Origin of the sequence: Allomesorhizobium aridi (assembly GCF_043769475.1) — a bacterium.
Lineage (GTDB): Bacteria > Pseudomonadota > Alphaproteobacteria > Rhizobiales > Rhizobiaceae > Allomesorhizobium.
This window is the reverse complement of sequence record NZ_CP171729.1, coordinates 490,563-506,165: the sequence shown is the minus strand read 5'-3', so window position 1 is coordinate 506,165 and position 15,603 is coordinate 490,563. Positions and strand designations below refer to the sequence as shown.

At 63.6% G+C, this 15,603-nt stretch carries 17 protein-coding genes; 10 read left to right on the top strand and 7 right to left on the bottom strand.

Annotation, left to right across the window (positions count from 1 at the left end):
- Positions 1-59 precede the first annotated feature (59 nt).
- Positions 60-1,379, bottom strand: a complete 1,320-nt coding sequence (locus ACG873_RS04370; protein WP_394890612.1) for an ABC transporter substrate-binding protein — start codon at positions 1,377-1,379, stop codon at positions 60-62.
- 168 nt (positions 1,380-1,547) lie between these two features.
- On the opposite strand from ACG873_RS04370, the gene ACG873_RS04365 reads away from it, so the two are divergent.
- Both ACG873_RS04365 and ACG873_RS04360 read left to right on the top strand, forming a co-directional pair.
- Complete coding sequence (locus tag ACG873_RS04365; protein ID WP_394890611.1) at positions 1,548-2,333, top strand: IclR family transcriptional regulator; 786 nt, start codon at positions 1,548-1,550, stop codon at positions 2,331-2,333.
- A gap of 37 nt (positions 2,334-2,370) precedes the next feature.
- A complete protein-coding gene (locus ACG873_RS04360; protein WP_394890610.1) occupies positions 2,371-3,207 on the top strand; it encodes an amidohydrolase family protein in 837 nt (278 codons plus the stop codon).
- Positions 3,208-3,261: 54 nt separating this feature from the next.
- On the opposite strand, the gene ACG873_RS04355 is transcribed toward ACG873_RS04360, so the two are convergent.
- The 3 genes from ACG873_RS04355 to ACG873_RS04345 are packed head-to-tail and all read right to left on the bottom strand — an operon-like array spanning position 3,262 to position 6,109.
- Complete coding sequence (locus ACG873_RS04355) at positions 3,262-4,377, bottom strand: extracellular solute-binding protein (protein WP_394893340.1); 1,116 nt, start codon at positions 4,375-4,377, stop codon at positions 3,262-3,264.
- 14 nt (positions 4,378-4,391) lie between these two features.
- Positions 4,392-5,552, bottom strand: coding sequence for a CaiB/BaiF CoA transferase family protein (locus tag ACG873_RS04350; RefSeq protein ID WP_394890609.1), 1,161 nt, complete (start codon positions 5,550-5,552; stop codon positions 4,392-4,394).
- A 5-nt stretch (positions 5,553-5,557) separates the two neighbouring features.
- Positions 5,558-6,109 (bottom strand): MaoC family dehydratase, encoded by a 552-nt coding sequence (locus tag ACG873_RS04345; protein ID WP_394890608.1) that lies wholly within the window; start codon positions 6,107-6,109, stop codon positions 5,558-5,560.
- Positions 6,110-6,423: 314 nt separating this feature from the next.
- Here ACG873_RS04345 and ACG873_RS04340 point away from each other — a divergent pair, with 314 nt between their 5' ends.
- Positions 6,424-7,290, top strand: a complete 867-nt coding sequence (locus ACG873_RS04340; RefSeq protein WP_394890607.1) for a class I SAM-dependent methyltransferase — start codon at positions 6,424-6,426, stop codon at positions 7,288-7,290.
- 21 nt (positions 7,291-7,311) lie between these two features.
- On the top strand, positions 7,312-7,833 hold the full coding sequence (locus tag ACG873_RS04335) for a cupin domain-containing protein (RefSeq protein ID WP_394890606.1): 522 nt from the start codon (positions 7,312-7,314) through the stop codon (positions 7,831-7,833).
- Here the strand turns inward: ACG873_RS04335 and ACG873_RS04330 are convergent.
- Positions 7,817-8,791, bottom strand: a complete 975-nt coding sequence (locus tag ACG873_RS04330) for a LysR family transcriptional regulator (protein ID WP_394890605.1) — start codon at positions 8,789-8,791, stop codon at positions 7,817-7,819. The genes ACG873_RS04335 and ACG873_RS04330 overlap by 17 nt on opposite strands.
- Positions 8,792-8,847: 56 nt before the next feature.
- On the opposite strand from ACG873_RS04330, the gene ACG873_RS04325 reads away from it, so the two are divergent.
- Genes ACG873_RS04325 through ACG873_RS04300 form a run of 6 tightly spaced genes read left to right on the top strand, consistent with a single transcriptional unit; the run spans position 8,848 to position 13,828 of the window.
- Positions 8,848-10,032 (top strand): CaiB/BaiF CoA transferase family protein, encoded by a 1,185-nt coding sequence (locus ACG873_RS04325; protein ID WP_394890604.1) that lies wholly within the window; start codon positions 8,848-8,850, stop codon positions 10,030-10,032.
- Positions 10,029-10,970 carry a hydroxymethylglutaryl-CoA lyase gene (locus ACG873_RS04320; protein ID WP_394890603.1) on the top strand — a complete coding sequence of 314 codons (942 nt, stop codon included), beginning with the start codon at positions 10,029-10,031 and terminating at the stop codon, positions 10,968-10,970. The genes ACG873_RS04325 and ACG873_RS04320 overlap by 4 nt, the downstream gene beginning before the upstream one ends.
- Positions 10,971-11,020: 50 nt before the next feature.
- A complete protein-coding gene (dctP, locus tag ACG873_RS04315; protein ID WP_394890602.1) occupies positions 11,021-12,010 on the top strand; it encodes a TRAP transporter substrate-binding protein DctP in 990 nt (329 codons plus the stop codon).
- A gap of 17 nt (positions 12,011-12,027) precedes the next feature.
- Positions 12,028-12,546, top strand: coding sequence for a TRAP transporter small permease subunit (locus ACG873_RS04310; protein WP_394890601.1), 519 nt, complete (start codon positions 12,028-12,030; stop codon positions 12,544-12,546).
- Positions 12,543-13,184 (top strand): TRAP transporter large permease subunit, encoded by a 642-nt coding sequence (locus tag ACG873_RS04305; protein ID WP_394890600.1) that lies wholly within the window; start codon positions 12,543-12,545, stop codon positions 13,182-13,184. The genes ACG873_RS04310 and ACG873_RS04305 overlap by 4 nt, the downstream gene beginning before the upstream one ends.
- The gene (locus ACG873_RS04300; RefSeq protein WP_394890599.1) at positions 13,181-13,828 is read left to right on the top strand and encodes a TRAP transporter large permease subunit; all 648 of its coding nucleotides are present in this window, start codon (positions 13,181-13,183) and stop codon (positions 13,826-13,828) included. The genes ACG873_RS04305 and ACG873_RS04300 overlap by 4 nt, the downstream gene beginning before the upstream one ends.
- A 22-nt stretch (positions 13,829-13,850) precedes the next feature.
- Here ACG873_RS04300 and ACG873_RS04295 read toward each other — a convergent pair whose 3' ends face one another.
- Complete coding sequence (locus ACG873_RS04295; protein WP_394890598.1) at positions 13,851-14,351, bottom strand: hypothetical protein; 501 nt, start codon at positions 14,349-14,351, stop codon at positions 13,851-13,853.
- 11 nt (positions 14,352-14,362) lie between these two features.
- The gene (locus ACG873_RS04290; protein WP_394890597.1) at positions 14,363-15,487 is read right to left on the bottom strand and encodes a methyltransferase; all 1,125 of its coding nucleotides are present in this window, start codon (positions 15,485-15,487) and stop codon (positions 14,363-14,365) included.
- Between the last annotated feature and the right edge of the window lie 116 nt (positions 15,488-15,603).

The window sequence follows — 15,603 nt, the reverse complement described above, 5'->3', positions numbered from 1 at the left end:
CGGAGAGGGGCTATCGACTTTGTCGGATCAACAAGCCGCCGGCGCGGCTCGGACGATCGTTACAGCTCCCCGGCGTCCTGGAGTATCTGGGTCGCCTTGGCGGCCGCATCGTCGAGCGCCTGCTTAGATGTCTTGTCGCCGAGGATCGCCGCCTGGAGTTCCGGATAGACGGCGTTGGAGATCTCGATCCAGGACGGCGTCTGCGGCACCGGGAAGGCGTTCTGCGCCGCTTCCTGGAAGGCCTTCAACACCTCCGTCTTGTAGGGATCGCCACTGGCCTGCGCGATGTCCCACTCCCATACCGCCGTGCGGGTCGGGAGCGGACCGGCAGCGGCTTCGAGCTTCTGGCTGTCCTCATTGGTCAGGAACCAGACGAGCGAAGCGGCGGCCTCCTTGCTGGCGCAGCTTTCTGTGACCGAGAAGCCATGATGCCCGGACCAGCCGGTGCGCTTGCCGGCAGAGCCTTTCGGCTGCACCTTTACGCCGACATTGCCGGCGACCTTCGAAGACTTCGGGTCGTTGAAGAAGCCGGCCCAGCCCGGCCAGTCGAGGTTGACGGCGACGGTTCCAGATGCAAAACCCTGGCCGAGGTCGTCCCACAGATAGTTGGTCGTGCCGGCCGGCACGGCCTTGGCCTTGTAGAGGTTGACGAACCAGTCGAGCGCGCGCACGCCGGCTTCCGAATTGAAGGCGGGCTTGCCGTCCTTGTCGAGATATTCGCCGCCCTCGGCGACCACCATTTCATAGAAGCGGCCGTTGATCGCCTCTTCCTTGCCGGCAAACTGGGTGCCGTAGAAATCCGGCGGAGCAGCGAAGAACTCGGCCTGCTTGGCCACATCCGCCCAGGTGTCCGGCGGCACAAGATCCTCGCCGTACTTCTCCTTGTATGCCTTCTTCTTGGCTTCGTCGGCGTAGAGGCTCTTCTGGTAATAGAGCGCCGACACGTCGAACTGAGCGCGCGGCAGCATCACCAGCTTGCCGTCAAGCGTCGAGGCGCCGATGTTGGCGGGGACGAAGGCGTCGATCTCGGACTTCGGCAGCAGTGGCGCGAGGTCCGTGTAGATATCGGGATATTGCGGCGCGAAGGAAGAATGGTTCGACCCCACGCACCAACCGATCGAGCCGGTGGCGATGTCGGACTTGATCTCCTTGTCGAGCTCGAAATGGTTCTTCTTGGAGATGACGTTGACCTTGGCGCCGGTCGCCTTCTCCCATTCAGCGATGCGCGCGTAGAGCGCCTCGTATTGCTGGCCGCCGATGAGCTTCGCGTCGATTGCAACGCCTTCGAATTTGCCCGGCAGCTCCTGCGCGAAAGCAGCGCCGGCGCTAATGGCAAGCGCAATCACTCCGGCCGACACGCCGGAAAGCAGTCTCTTCATCCGATCCTCCCATAAGGCGCGGTTACGCCGCGTCAAAACCTGAAGCGCCCATGAATGAGCGTTTCATTCATATACAAAGATCATTTTCATGGGTCGGTCAAGCCTAATCTCTTCCGTCAATGGCCTCCTGCGTATATGCAATGAAGAAGTCTGGGAGAGGATTTAGGCGTGGAAGAAGACGAATCGGATCGCTACAGGGCCCCGGCACTCGACAAGGGCCTCGACATCCTCGAGCTGCTGGCCGGTGTCGATGGCGGGCTGACGCAGGCAGAAATCGCCAAGAAGCTCGGCCGCAGCCCGAACGAGTTCTACCGGATGCTGGACCGGCTGGTGAAGCGCGGCTACGTGACCAAGCCGGACGGCGACCGCTATTCGCTGACGCTCAAGCTGTTCGGCCTGGCGCAGCTTCACGCCCCGGTGCGCCGGCTGGTTTCCTACGCCACGCCATTGATGCGCGACCTCGCCGAGAAATCCCGGCAAGCCAACCAGCTCGTCGTATTCGACCGTGGTTCGGCCGTGGTGATCGCCCAGCAGGAAGCGCCGGGATATTGGGGAATTTCTATCCGCGTCGGCTCTCATATCAGCCTGTTCGATACCGGCTCCGGCCACGTACTGCTCGCCTTCCGCTCCCAGGAAGAACGACAAATGATGATCTCCGAACAGCAGCACGGCACCGAGAAGCCGGTGCAGCCGCCCGAATTCTTCAATCGGCTCGACCAGATCCGCGACCGCGGCTACGAGATGATGGCAAGCCTCCAGACGGCGGGCGTCTACAACCTGTCAGCGCCGGTGCTCGGCCCCGACGGCAAGGCAATCGCCGCGCTCACCGTTCCTTACATCACGTTGATCAATCTGCCGTCGGCTCCGGATATCACGCAGACGATCGAGCTTATCCTGGCCACCGCCGAACAGCTGTCGCGGCTTGCGGGCTCCGACGTAAGTCAGGCCCACTGAATTCTTGTTTGAATATCTTGCCGGGAGGATTTGCGACATGACCATCGACACCCATCTTCACATCGTGGACCAGTCGGCGCTGCGCTATCCGTGGCTTGCCGGCGCGCCGGCACTGAACCGGGATTTCTTTTATGAGGAGTATGCACGCGAGGCCAAACGCGGCGGCATCTCCGCTACGCTGCACATGGAAGTCGACGTCGCTCCGGACGATATCGAGGCGGAGACTTCTTATGTGGCGCGCAAGGCGCGAGAGCCGGGCAGCCTGTTGCGCGGCGCCATCGCCGCCTGCCGGCCGGAAGAGGTCGGCTTCGTGGACTATCTAGAGCGGGTGAGGGAAACCCCGTTCGTAAAAGGGTTTCGCCGCGTGCTGCATGTCGTTCGCGATGATATCTCCGAGGGCGCGCTGTTTCGCGAGAACATCCGCCGGCTGGCGGGTACTGGTCTCACGTTCGACCTCTGCGTACTGCCCCACCAGATCCCCAAGGCGATCGCTCTGGTGGAAACGGCGCCCGACGTTCAGTTCGTTCTCGATCACTGCGGCGTGCCCGACATCAAAGCCGGGGCCGAACATCCCTGGCGGGAGCATATGAGCGAAATCGCGAGACGGCCAAACGTCGTCGGCAAGATTTCGGGCGTTGTCGCTTATGCCGATGCGGAGAGCTGGACGGTCGAGACGCTGCGCCCCTATGTCGAACACACGATCGAGGTGTTCGGCTGGGATCGCGTCGTCTGGGGCAGCGACTGGCCGGTCTGCACACTGGGCGGCGGACTCTCGACCTGGCTCGCCGCAACCCACGCGCTGATTGCCGGCGCCAGCGCCGAAGAGAAAGCGAAGCTGCTTTCGGGAAACGCGAGAAGGGTGTGGGGGCTGTAAGGCCCCATACGCGCTCACAAGCAGTTCACAGGCTGGTCCGACAGGTTCCGGCGGCTAGGTCGCAAAACTCTCACGAAAGAGGCGATTGAGGTCGGCAACGACGCTTGAGGCGTCGTGCCGGGCAATCAGACCTTCATTGACGCGATCAGACGCCGCTTGCTGGAAGCCCATGTAGCCGTCATGACGCGGCCGCACCCACGCGCCCTCCAGCGTCTTGCGCGTGTTTCGATAGAACCCCCACGTGGCGGCATTGACCGCCTCGTCTTCCCACGCCGCGGCATGGCCGGGCTGGCCGCCCGCAGCGGCATAGGGGCCGCGCTGGACATCTCCACTCGCCACCCAATAGGCGAAATCGATCGCCGCATCCTTCGCCCCGGAAAATGCCGAGACGGCAATGCCGGTGCCACCCAGCGCGGAGCCGACCGGCCCGGACGAACCTGCAATGGGCATGTCGGCGAAGGCCAGCCGGTGCGGGCGGAACCCGTAAATTGCGTAGCTGACGTATCCGTAGATCAGAGGCGCGCAGAGATAGGGCGAGCCGGTTTCGGCCATCTTCTCCGACACGGCGATAGGATCCATGCCGAAACAGCCGGGATCGACCAGATCGGCGATCTCGCGCATCATCTCCCATGCGCGCGCGCCGGTCTCGCCGTCGATCATATCGCCGGGTCCGGTGACGGTGCACGATCGGCCCAGATTGGCGCAAAGCGTATAGAAACTCATCAGCGAATGCGGCGGCCGCAGCGGCAGAAGCACCCTGCCCTGCCGCGCCAGATAAAGCGTTTCGGCCCATGTGACCGGAGCGGTAGAAAGCGCATCCGGCCGCCAGGCCTGCACCTGAGTGGCCGCATCGATCGGAAACGCCCACTGCCGGCCCTGCCAGTTGTAGCTTGAATAGGACTGGCCGACGCTCCCCGCCGATAGCGCCGCCCGTTCAGCCCCCCGGCCCGGCACGTCGAGCGGCGCAAGGCAGCCTTCGGCAGTTATCTGGCCGACATGCGGATGATCGATGACGATGAGGTCGTAGGCACGCGCCAGTTCTTCGACGGGGAAGGATTCGAAACCCTGGAGCGAGCGCTTGTCCCATTCGATCGAAACGCCGGTTTTCTCGTTCCATAAGGCCGAGCAGGCGACCATCGGGTCATAGCCGCGCGGATGGCTCCAGGTCATGCCTTTGAGCGCCGTCACAGGCCGAACTCCTCGCGGATTTTCGCACTATGCTCGCCGATGCGCGGCGCAGCGCGCTCTACCTTTGTCCTGACGCCATTCACCCTGAGCGGCGAGCGCGTCGTCGTGATCGAGACGTCGTCCTCGCGCGTCACCGTCTGCAGCATGTCGAGAACCTTGAAACCGTCGCTTTCGAACAGCTCCGGCCAGTTCAGGACCTTTGCGCACCAGATGTCGGCCGGCTCCAATACCGCCAGCCACTCGTCGACCGTTCTGGTTGCTATCTTCTGGGCGATGATCGCCTTGATCTCGTCGCGCGCCGTGAACCAGGTTGCCGGCTTATCGCTATAGGCCGAAAGCTCCTCGTCCAGTTCGAGCAGGCCGGCGAGTTTCGGGACCGGGGTCATCGCGATGGCGAGGAAGCCATCCTTCGCCGGATAGACGCCGTAGGGCGCCGACAGGTAGGCATGCGCGCTGCGGAATGAAGAGCGGCGCGGCAGGCGATTGCCGTCGTTCAGATGGGTCGTCAGGACCTCGAACTGGAAATCGACCAGCGCTTCGAGCAGGCTGGTCTCGACATGCGAGCCCTTGCCGGTGATTCCGCGGCGAACGAGTGCGGCCAGAACGCCCTGGCAGGCGGCGGCGCCGGCTAGCATGTCGCCGATCGCCAGACCGAACGGCACCGGCCCCTGGTCCTCGTCGCCGTTCAGCCACATGACGCCCGAGCGCGACTGGGCAAGCAGATCCTGCCCGGGACGCTTCACCCAGGGGCCCACCTCGCCATAGCCGCTGATCGAGGCATAGACGATGCGCGGGTTGAGCCCGTTCACATGCGCGTAATCGAGGCCGAGCCGCTCGATCACGCCCGGCCTGAAATTCTGAATCAGCACGTCGGCTTTCGCCAGAAGGCCCCGTAGCGCCGCAAGGTCCGCCTCGTTCTTGAGGTCGACCGCAAAGCTCTCCTTGGCGCGGTTGATGGCGTGGAAGATGGTGGAATCGCCGCCGATCTCGGTATCGCTGAGATAGAGCCGGCGCGACAGGTCGCCGCCATCCGGCCGCTCGACCTTGATGACGCGGGCGCCAAGATCGAGCAGGCGCAGCGAGCAATACGGCCCGGACAGAAACTGGCTCATATCGACCACGACGAGCCCGGCGAGCGGGAGTTCTTGATCGCTCATCGCGCTCACTTCTCGGTCTTGCCGACGAAGTCCGCCGGATTCCTGTATTTCACGGTCTGGAGGTGCTCGCAGTAGAGCACCAGTTCGCCTTCGCCCTTGAACACCTCATAGCTCGCGCGGATCAGGCCCAGTTCCTTGTAGCGCGGCCTTTTGTCGAGGTTGGTGCGGATCGTGTAGATCGTGTCGCCCACAAACACCGGCTTGATGAAGCGCAACCTGTCGTAACCGTAAGAAAAGGCATTGACACAGTTGGTGGCGACCAGACCCAGTCCGGCCGAAAAGACGAAGGCGCCGGCGATCAGGCGCTGGCCGAAAATGCCTTCCTTTTCCGCAAACATCCGATCCTGCACGTAGGGGTGGATGTCCAGCACCAGCGTGTTGAAGAGATGGCTGTCGCCCTCTGCCATGGTGCGGCGCAAGGAGCGTATTTTATGGCCTACCTGCCAGTCCTCGTAGAACCAGTTCTCGGCGTTCCAGACGGGTATGTCGGAATGGTCGGAGGGCATGTCGGACGGGTGCGTCGACGATACGCCGACAGTGGGGGCGAAGCTTGTCATTGCGTGGCGACGCCGCGCGCGATCGATGCGAGACGGGTCACGACTCCTCCCTGTGATCTTCCCTCATGAATATCTTTTTCACATATGGGATAACTTTGCAAGCGCATCGCTCGAACTGCATGATCTCCGTTGGGCTTCGAGGCTCCACGGCTCACAAGGATGCCAATGCCAGTGGAGAATTCCGGCTTTTTGTTTCAGCCGTAATTGGATTTTCCCTGATCTGAAATCGCCTTGTAGCGCCGCTGCTCGACACTGCCAGGCAGCCGGCGACCAGTGTTTGCCGGTCATTTCGACGGCGTGGCAAGGAGAAAACCATGCATAAAGTCCTTCTCGACCGCAATCCGATCGACATCGGCCCTGACAAGGCCTCCGACTACGCGCTCGGCTACTCGGAGCGCGAATTCAAGCGCCTGGAGCTGCAGGGAGCATTCATCCGCGACCTTACCGAAGACGTGCTGCGGCGGGCAGGCCTCGCACGGGGCATGCGCGTGCTCGACCTGGGCTGCGGGGTTGGCGATGTGTCGCTGATGGCGGGCGAGGTGGTCGGGCCGACCGGTGCCGTGCTGGGCGTCGACCGCTCGGCAGAAGCGATCGCAACGGCGGAGCGGCGGGCGGTGGAAGCCGGACAATGCTACTGGGTGCGGTTTGCCGCTACTGAACTCGAGCATTTCGTCCCGGATGGAACCTTCGACGCGATCATCGGCCGCCTGATTCTGATGTACCTGCCCGATCCCGCGCCGACGCTGCGGCGGCTCGCGGCGCATCTTCGCCCGGGCGGCATCATGGCTTTCCAGGAACTGGCGATGCCGGCTGCGAAAATCATCCCGGACAGGCCGATTTTTTCCAGATGCCGGCGCTGGATCCTGGAGGCCTTCGAACGCGGCGGTGTCGAAATCGAAATGGGGCCAAGGCTATTCGCGACATTTGTCGAAGCCGGACTGCCGGCGCCGCAGATGATTGCAGCGCAGCGCGTCGAAGGCGGCCCGCAGACCTTTGCCTACGACTATGTCGCCGAAACCTTGCGGAGCCTGCTGCCGTTGATGGAGCAGGTCGGGGTGGCCACGGCGGAAGAGGTGGAGGTCGACACGCTCGCCGAACGCCTGCGCGGGGAAGCCCTGGCAAGCTCGGCATGCATCATGCTGCCGCCGCTCGTCGGCGCCTGGACGCGCCTACCCGCCTGACCCGAACAAGGAAGCAAGGCAATGTCCCATTTCACAATCACGGAACCTGCCGCGCATCTCGTTGACACAAGCGACATCGAACGTTTCGAGGTGATGGGCCCGGTGGTGGAATATCTGACGCCGCTGCGGAAAGGAGAGCTGTGCGTCATGCGCGGCACGATTCCGCCCAGCGTCTCTGTGCCCCTGCACGCGCATGCAGATCCCGAGACTTTCCTGATGGTTTCGGGCGAGGTCGAGGGGCTTCGTCAGACTGCGCAAAGCTCCGAATGGATTCCAATCCGGCCCGGCGACATCTTCCATGTCCCGGGCGGCGCGAAGCACGCCTTCCGCAACCGGAAAAACGACCCGGCGACGATGGTGATCGTCAGCACCGACAGGATCGGCCTCTTCCAGGAAGTCGGCTCGCCCGTCGTTTCGGGACGACAGCCGGCGCCGCCCACGCCTGAGGTGATCCAGCGCTTTCTGGAGACGTCGGCGCGCTACGGCTACTGGAACGCCACGCCGGAGGAGAACGAACGCGTCGGCATCACGCTGCCGGCATGACCATGCGTGCCTCCCAGCGTCCGTCCATGACAGAACGGCGCACGAGGTCGAGTATCAGGCTGCGGACGGCCTCCAGCGCATAGGTCGCCGGGCGATCGGCCATCTCGCAGACATAGAGCGTGCGCGACAATTCCGGCTCGACGATCGGACGATAATGCAGCAGGCCGCTCTCGATATGCTCGTACATAAACAGCTTGGTGCCGATTGTGCAGCCGAGGCCGGCGGCGAGCGAGGCGCCGATGGCGTGGACCGAGTTCATCTGCAGCTTGGCGCGGCCTTCGAGCTTCTTGAGAAGGTTAGTGTCGTCCATCAGGGCACGGGCCGAGATGCCCTGCCGCAGCAGAATCATCGGTAGGTCGAGGATGTCGGCGAAGCGGACCGGCTGGTCGCTATCGCCGATGATGGCGCGGGTGCCGACCAGCACCATCTGCTCCTCCAGCACGGCTTGCGTCTTCAAACGCGGATCGGCGGGCGGATTATAGACCAGTGCGATGTCAACCTCCGACGCCATCAGGTGCATCAGCGTCGAACCAGACAGGCTCTCCGACAGGGACAGCCGGACCTTGGGATAGTCTGACACGATGCGCCGCGCGAGATCGACACCGATCGCCTTGACCGCCGAATAGGCCATGCCCACCGAGACCTCACCCGCGATCTCGGTGCCGGCCTCGCGGATGTCCTTCTCGGCGGCCGACATCGCTTTGAGGATCGACTTGGCGTGGACATAAAGCCGTTCGCCGGCCGCGGTGGGTTGCAGGCCTCGCGGCTTGCGTATGAAAAGCGGCGCGCCGAACTCCGCCTCGAGATTGGCGAGGTGATGGCTGAGCGCGGACACGGCGACGCGGCAGGTCTCGGCCGCATTGGACAGCGTGCCCTGCTCGTACATGGCGGCGAAGTAGCGGAGTTGGCGCGAGTCCATCGGCGATTTCTGGATTTTCGAAAGGTGGCTTAGAAACATTATGATTTTCCGACGGCGCCTGCAACGCTAGCGTACGGGCGTTCGAGGAGAATGAAATGAATCAGAGCTTCCGGCCCCTTGAGGGGATCAGGGTAGTCGAGATGAGCCACATGATCATGGGCCCGTCCTGCGGTATGTTCCTCGGCATGCTCGGCGCGGAAGTGATCAAGGTCGAACCGCCTGAAGGCGACAAAACGCGAAACCTCACGGGAATGGGAAGGCCGTTCTTTCCGCTGTTCAACCGCGGCAAGAAATCGGTCCAGCTCGACCTGAAGTCGGAGGATGGACGCCGCGCGCTTGACGCGCTCCTGGCCACTGCCGACGTCTTTGTGGAAAACTTCCGGGACGCCTCGCTGTCGAAAATGGGGGCGGATCTCGATGAGCTGCGTGCGCGCCATCCGCGCCTGATCCTTGCTTCGCACAAGGGATTCCTGAGCGGTCCGTATCAGGACCGCACGGCGCTCGACGAAGTGGTCCAGATGATGACGGGCCTCGCCTACATGACCGGGCCGACCGGACGGCCGCTGCGGGTCGGCTCGTCGGCCAACGACATCATGGGCGGGCTGTTCGGGGCATTCTCCGTTCTGGCGGCTCTGATGGAGCGCAAGGAGACCGGCAAGGGCCGCAGCCTGCGCGTCGGCTTGTTCGAGAACTGCCTGCTTTTGGTGGCTCAGCACATGGTGCAGTTCGAACTCGAAGGCACCAACCCGCCGCCGATGCCAGAGCGCACTTTCTCCTGGCCGGTCTATGACATCTTCGAAACGTCCGACGGCCGCCAGATGTTCGTCGGTGCGGTAACGGAGGGCCAATGGACATCGCTGTGCCGGCTGCTTGGGCTGGATGAACTGCTTGCCGACCCCGGGCTGCAGGCGCGCATGGACCAGATCGAGGCGCGGGACCGCACGATCCCGATAGTGGCAAGGGCCATCGCATTGCGCGAATCCACGCTGCTTGCCGAGGCCTTCGAAAAGCTCGGCATTCCCTATTCGCCGATCGCAAAACCGTCGGACATGTATTCGGACCCGCATGTGATGCGACCGGGAGGGCTGGCGACATCGAAGCTGCCGGACGGCCAGAGTTTCCGTGCGCCCTCTCTGCCATTCGATGTCGACGGCGTCATGCTCACAGGCGGCGGCGATGTGCCGGCGCTGGGACAGGATACGGGCTCGGTGTTGGGATCGCTCGGTTTCGACGCGGAAGCGATCGGCAAGGCGCAGGGCGCGACGAGGAAAGCGGCATGAGCCGGGTTGCGGCAGCCTATCCGGCCGACCGGGTGAGCCTGCGCGAGGTCGGCCTGCGCGACGGGCTGCAACTGGTGAAGAGCTGGCCGTCGACCGACGAGAAGCGCCAATGGCTAGCGCGCGAGCATGCCGCCGGCGTGCACCATTTCGAAGTGGGTTCGTTCCTGCCGGCGAGCCGCATGCCGCAATTTGCGGACGTCAGACAGATGATCGAGGCTGTCAGCGGCCTCGATGGCGCCCGGTCGGCAGCTTTGGCGCTCAACGAGCGCGGCTTGGCCGATGCGTTCGAGACCGAAGTCGACGAGGTCGTCTGCGTGATCTCGGCGACCGAGGAGCACAGCCAGGCCAACATGCGTCGCTCGCGCGCCGAGGCGATCGATCTGGTGCGCACGGCGGTGCGGATGCGCGACGAGCGCGGCCACAAGGCGATCGTGAATGCCGGGATCGCAATGGCGTTCGGCTGCTCCATCGCCGGCAAGGTCGATCAGGCCGAAGTGTTGCGGCTGTCGGAGGCCTGCATCGAAGCCGGGGCCGACATCGTCGGCATCGCCGACACGGTCGGCTTCGCGGGGCCGCGGCAGGTGGCGGAGCTCTCGGCAGCCATGGCGCGGCTTTCCGGCGAAGCCTTCATCGTCCATCTTCACGACACGCGCGGCATGGGCATCGCCAATGCCTCGGCCGCGATCGACGCCGGCTGCCGCGTGCTCGACGGATCGCTCGGTGGGCTCGGCGGCTGCCCGTTCGCGCCGGGCGCGACGGGCAACATCGTCTTCGAGGATCTGGTCTTCCTGTGCGAGACCAAGGGCTTTGCGACCGGCATCGACCTCGACGCGCTGGCCGCCGTCCGGTCCGTACCGGAACACGCCATGCCGGAGGAAAAATTCTACGGCGCCATCGCGCGCGCGGGTCCGCCCCGCACGCTCGACTGGCGCGCATGATCGGGAACGGAGGCCCGGAGCCGTCTAAAGAAACCAAAGGGAGGAATACTATGAACCGCTACACTGCAACACTCGCAGCCACGCTGCTGCTCTCGGCCGTCACCATGTCGCATGCGGCAACACCAATGCGCTGCAGCCACCAATTGCCGCCCGCGCACCACATCGCCATCGTCGTCGACAAATGGGCGGCGGAGGTCGAGAAGCTCTCCGACGGAGAACTCGACGTTCAGGTGTTCGGGGCCGACAGTCTGATCAAGGCCAACGACAATATCCTTTCTGTGGCCAAGGGCGACATCGAGTGCGCGTTCTCGCTCAATTTCCAGTGGGGCAAGACGCTGCCGATCATGAATGTCACTGTCGGCCCCTACACCATGTCCTCTATCGAGGCGTGGAAGAAATGGCCGACATCCGAGGCTGCCGCCTTCCTGGAGGAGAAGCTCACCAAAAAGGGCGTCAAGAACATCGCCTGGATGTTCCAGACTAACACCAGCGTGTTTACGTCAAAGGGCAAGGCCCTGGTTTCGCCGGACGACTTCACCGGTATCAAGATGCGCGGCATCGGGCCCGCTTTCGATCGCGGCTTGACCGCGATGGGCGCCACCACGGTGGCCATGCCCGGCAGTGAAGTCTATCAGGCATTGGCGACGGGCGTCATCGACGCCGCCGTAACGGACGTGGCGGCCGCCTATTCGCGCAAATATTTCGAGGTGCAGGATCACATGACGGTGGTGCCTGTGCTGGCAGCCTACCTGCATGGTTATGTCAACCCAGCCTGGTATGAAGGTTTGAGCGACAAGTCCAAGGCGGCGCTCAAACAGTCTGGCGAAGCCGCCTCGCAATGGGCGCTCGAAGCCTCCATCCAAGCCGCGGCCGACGCGCCGAAACAACTCGAGGAGAAGGGCGTCAAGGTTCACGTTGCCACCGACGCCGAGAACGAGGCTTTCAAGGCGGCGATGCAGCCGGCCTTTGCCGAAGGTTTCGCCGAAGAGTCCGGCGAAGACGGCAAGACGCTGCTCGGACTGATCGAGAAGATCCAGTAGCCGCCGTGCTGGAAGACATGTCGACCGACGGGGAGGCGCCGCGCGCCTCCTCGTTTCCCGAGCGCGCCGCGGCGGCGATTTCGCGCCTCGGCGGAGCGTTGAGCGCGCTGCTGATCCTCGTGGTTCTGGCGAGCACCGCCGTCAGCGTCTTCAACCGCTACTTCCTCGGCAGGCCGCTGATGGGCGTCGACGAAGCGACCGGCTTCCTCGTGGTCGCCATCGTCATGTTCGGAGCGGCCGAAGCCTTGCGCCGCGGCGATCATATCCGGATCGACCTCTTGTTCGATCATCTTGGGCCCAAGGCGCGCTGGTGGCTGGAATTGTGGTCGCTCGCCAGCGTGATCGTCTTCGCCGCGCTGCTGCTCGTCACTTCCTGGCACACGATCGTGTTCTCCTACCGGTTCGGCGCCTATTCGACCGGCTACCTCAGCCTGCCGATGTGGATCCCGCAATCGACCATGGTTGCCGGCGCCGTGCTGCTCGGGCTCGCTGCCCTGGCTGCCATGCTCAGGCTGTTCGGCGGGAAGCTACCATGACGACCTTTCTGATCCTCGGCTTTCTCGTCCTCCTGCTCCTGACGGGCATGCCGATCTTCGCGGCGCTGGGCCTGTCCTCAGCGGCTATCCTGATGATCTACGAGGGCAGGATCGACTCGATCGCAGACACGATCTTCGCCAGCCTCAATAACCCGCTGCTGGCGACGATCCCGATGTTCGCCTTCATGGCGCATGTTATGATCAAGGCGAAGGTGGTCGACGATCTCTACGACATGGCCAACAGGCTGGTTGGACACATCAAGGGCGGGCTGGGCTTCGCGACCATTTTGTCGTGCACGATCTTCTCCACCATTTCGGGCTCGTCGGTCGCGACCGCGCTGACGATCGGCTCGACCGCTATCCCGCAGATGCAACGGTTCGGCTACCGCCCGCGCGACACCTACGGCATCATCGCCGCCGGCGGCACGCTCGGCATTCTCATTCCGCCGTCGGGCCCGATGATCCTCTATGCGATCGTCACGGATGCCTCCATCGGCGCGCTCTTCCTGGCGGGCATGATCCCCGGACTGATCATGGCCGCGATTTTCGCCGTCTTCTCGTGGTTCCAGGCAAACGCACATGGCGAGACCAAGACGCAGGCCTGGCCCGGAACAAGGGGGTGCTGGCCGCCTTCATGAAATCGATATGGGCGGTGATGATGCCGCCGATAATTCTCGGCGGCATCTATCTCGGCATCTTCACCGCGGGCGAAGCGGCGGCCGTCGGCGCGGTCTATGCGCTGCTCGTCGCGCTTCTGGTGTACCGCAACGTATCCGTGGCCGATCTCTGGGACTGTACCTGGCAGACCATGCGCACAAGCGCCATGCTGTTCATGATCATCGCCAGCGCGGGACTGTTCGGTCATGCGGTGACGATCATCCGCCTGCCGGCCGAGATCATGGAGGGTGTGACCGCGCTCGGCCTGTCGCAGACCGGTTTCATCCTGGTGGTCATGGCGGCGATCTTCGTGCTCGGCATGTTCCTCGAGACTATCGCCATCATCCTGATCACCACGCCGATCATATTGCCGGCCATGGTAGCGCTGGACATCAATCTGATCTGGTACGGCGTCATGCTGATGATCAACCTGGAATTGGCGCTGATCACGCCGCCGGTCGGGATGAACCTGTTCGTCATCAAGGGCATCACCAACGCGCCGCTGTCGCAGATCATCCGCGGTTCCTCGCCTTACGTGGCGCTGCTGATCGGCGGGCTCGTGTTGATCTGGGCCTTCCCGCAGCTGTCGCTTTGGCTGCCGACAAGCGCGGGCTTTGGACGATAGCCAACAATGGGCACGGAAAGCCTCATGGCTTCGGCGCTTGCGGCACCATGACGATATGCGGCGTCTTAGGCTGTTGGTCCGGCGGCACGTAGTCCGGAACCGCCCTGTCGTCCGCCGGCAGCGAACGGATGTAGCGGTGCATGGCGCGCAGATCGTCTTCGTCGAAGGCCCGCAGGTTAAACCATGGCATCGGCGGCCGCGTCTCAAGCGTGCGCACATACCGCACCCAGTCGTCCTCGCTCATATCCGCGAGCAGGCTGCGTAGATTGGAAGGATAGGTCGTGCCCCATGGACCGCTGAAGCCGACGCTGTCGCCGACCAGCCAGCGATCCTCCGGCACGTTGCCGGCCTTCATGAGATAATCGGGCGTGTGGCAGTCGTTGCATCCGCCGATCGTCACCAGATAGCGGCCGCGCTCGACGTCCGCATGTTCGGCTCCACCGACGCCGGGCTTCATCGCCGCCACGGCGAGAATACCACCCGTCGCGAGAGCGGCTCCTGTGATCAGAATGCGTCTCATCATGGGCTCCCTGGCTATTTGATCCCCACCATCATCGAGAAAGGACCGCTCAGGTGCTCATGGCGGATCCGGGCGAAGCCGGCTTCACGCATCCAGTCAGTGCATTCCGCGACCGTATAATCGAACCCGCCCTGGGTGGCGACCAGCATGCTCAGGCTGGTCAGCAGGCCCGCCGTGTTTTGCCGGCGATCGTCGTCGATCATCTGGTCGTAGACGATGAGCGCACCCTGCTCCGGAAGGGCCGCATAGGCCTTCTCCAGCAGTTGGTGTTTTGCCTCGAGGTTCCAGTCATGCAGGATCTGGCCGAGCACGAGCACGTCCGCCGAGGGGAGCGGATCCTTGAAGAAGTCGCCGGGATGGAACGGCAGACGATCCGCGAGGCCGTGCCGCCCGACATAGGCCTCGAAGATGGGCCGCACTCTCGGCAAGTCGAAGCCGCCGCCGGAGAGATGCAGATGCGCCTGCGCGATCGTGACCGGGAGGGCGCCTTCGGCGGCGCCGATGTCGATGAACGTCTTGTACTCTTCCCAGGGGAATCGCCGGGCAAGCGCCCATGCCGACGGAAGGCTGGCGCCCGTCATCGCTTCGGCAAAACCGACAGCGGCAGCCGGATCGGCATAGAGCATGTCGAACAGGTTTTCGCCCTCCCCGACCCCGCTCTGGGGTTTTCCGGTCCGCAGCGCCTCGGTCAGGTTGCGCCAGTTGGGATAGATCGTTGCGTTTGCCAGACGGAGCAGTCCGCCGATGTAGCTGGGCTTGTTGCGGTCGAGATAGAAACCGGTCTCGGGCGTGTTGGCGTAGAGGCCGCTGCACCGCCGAAGCATGCCAAGCGCGACGAGCGCGTCGAAGAAATCGCGAGCACCGCGCTCATGCAGCCGAAGCCGCCTGCGCAGCGTCTCGCCATCGAGAGGCACGGCGGCAAGCTCGGTAAAGAGATCGAGTTCGACGGCGCTGAGCAGGACTTTGGAGCCTCGGAAGCCCCAGCCCAGCTGCAAGATGCCCTCCGGCGAGGGCGCTGCGGCATTCTGGCGGGCCGGCGGCGCGCCATCCCACGAGCGAGCTTCCGGCCGGGCGCGATATTTATTCCGTTCAAGACGGCTGTCGATGGCTGAGCCGCCATCCACAAGCGTAGGGCGCATCACATCTCTCCGTATTCCCAATTTCCGTTTGGGCAGCACTTCGCCGCCCGTCGGGTCAGCGATGATGCAAAGCCGACGCTACCGGATGATTTCAGGATCGGATTGGCTGGTTACAG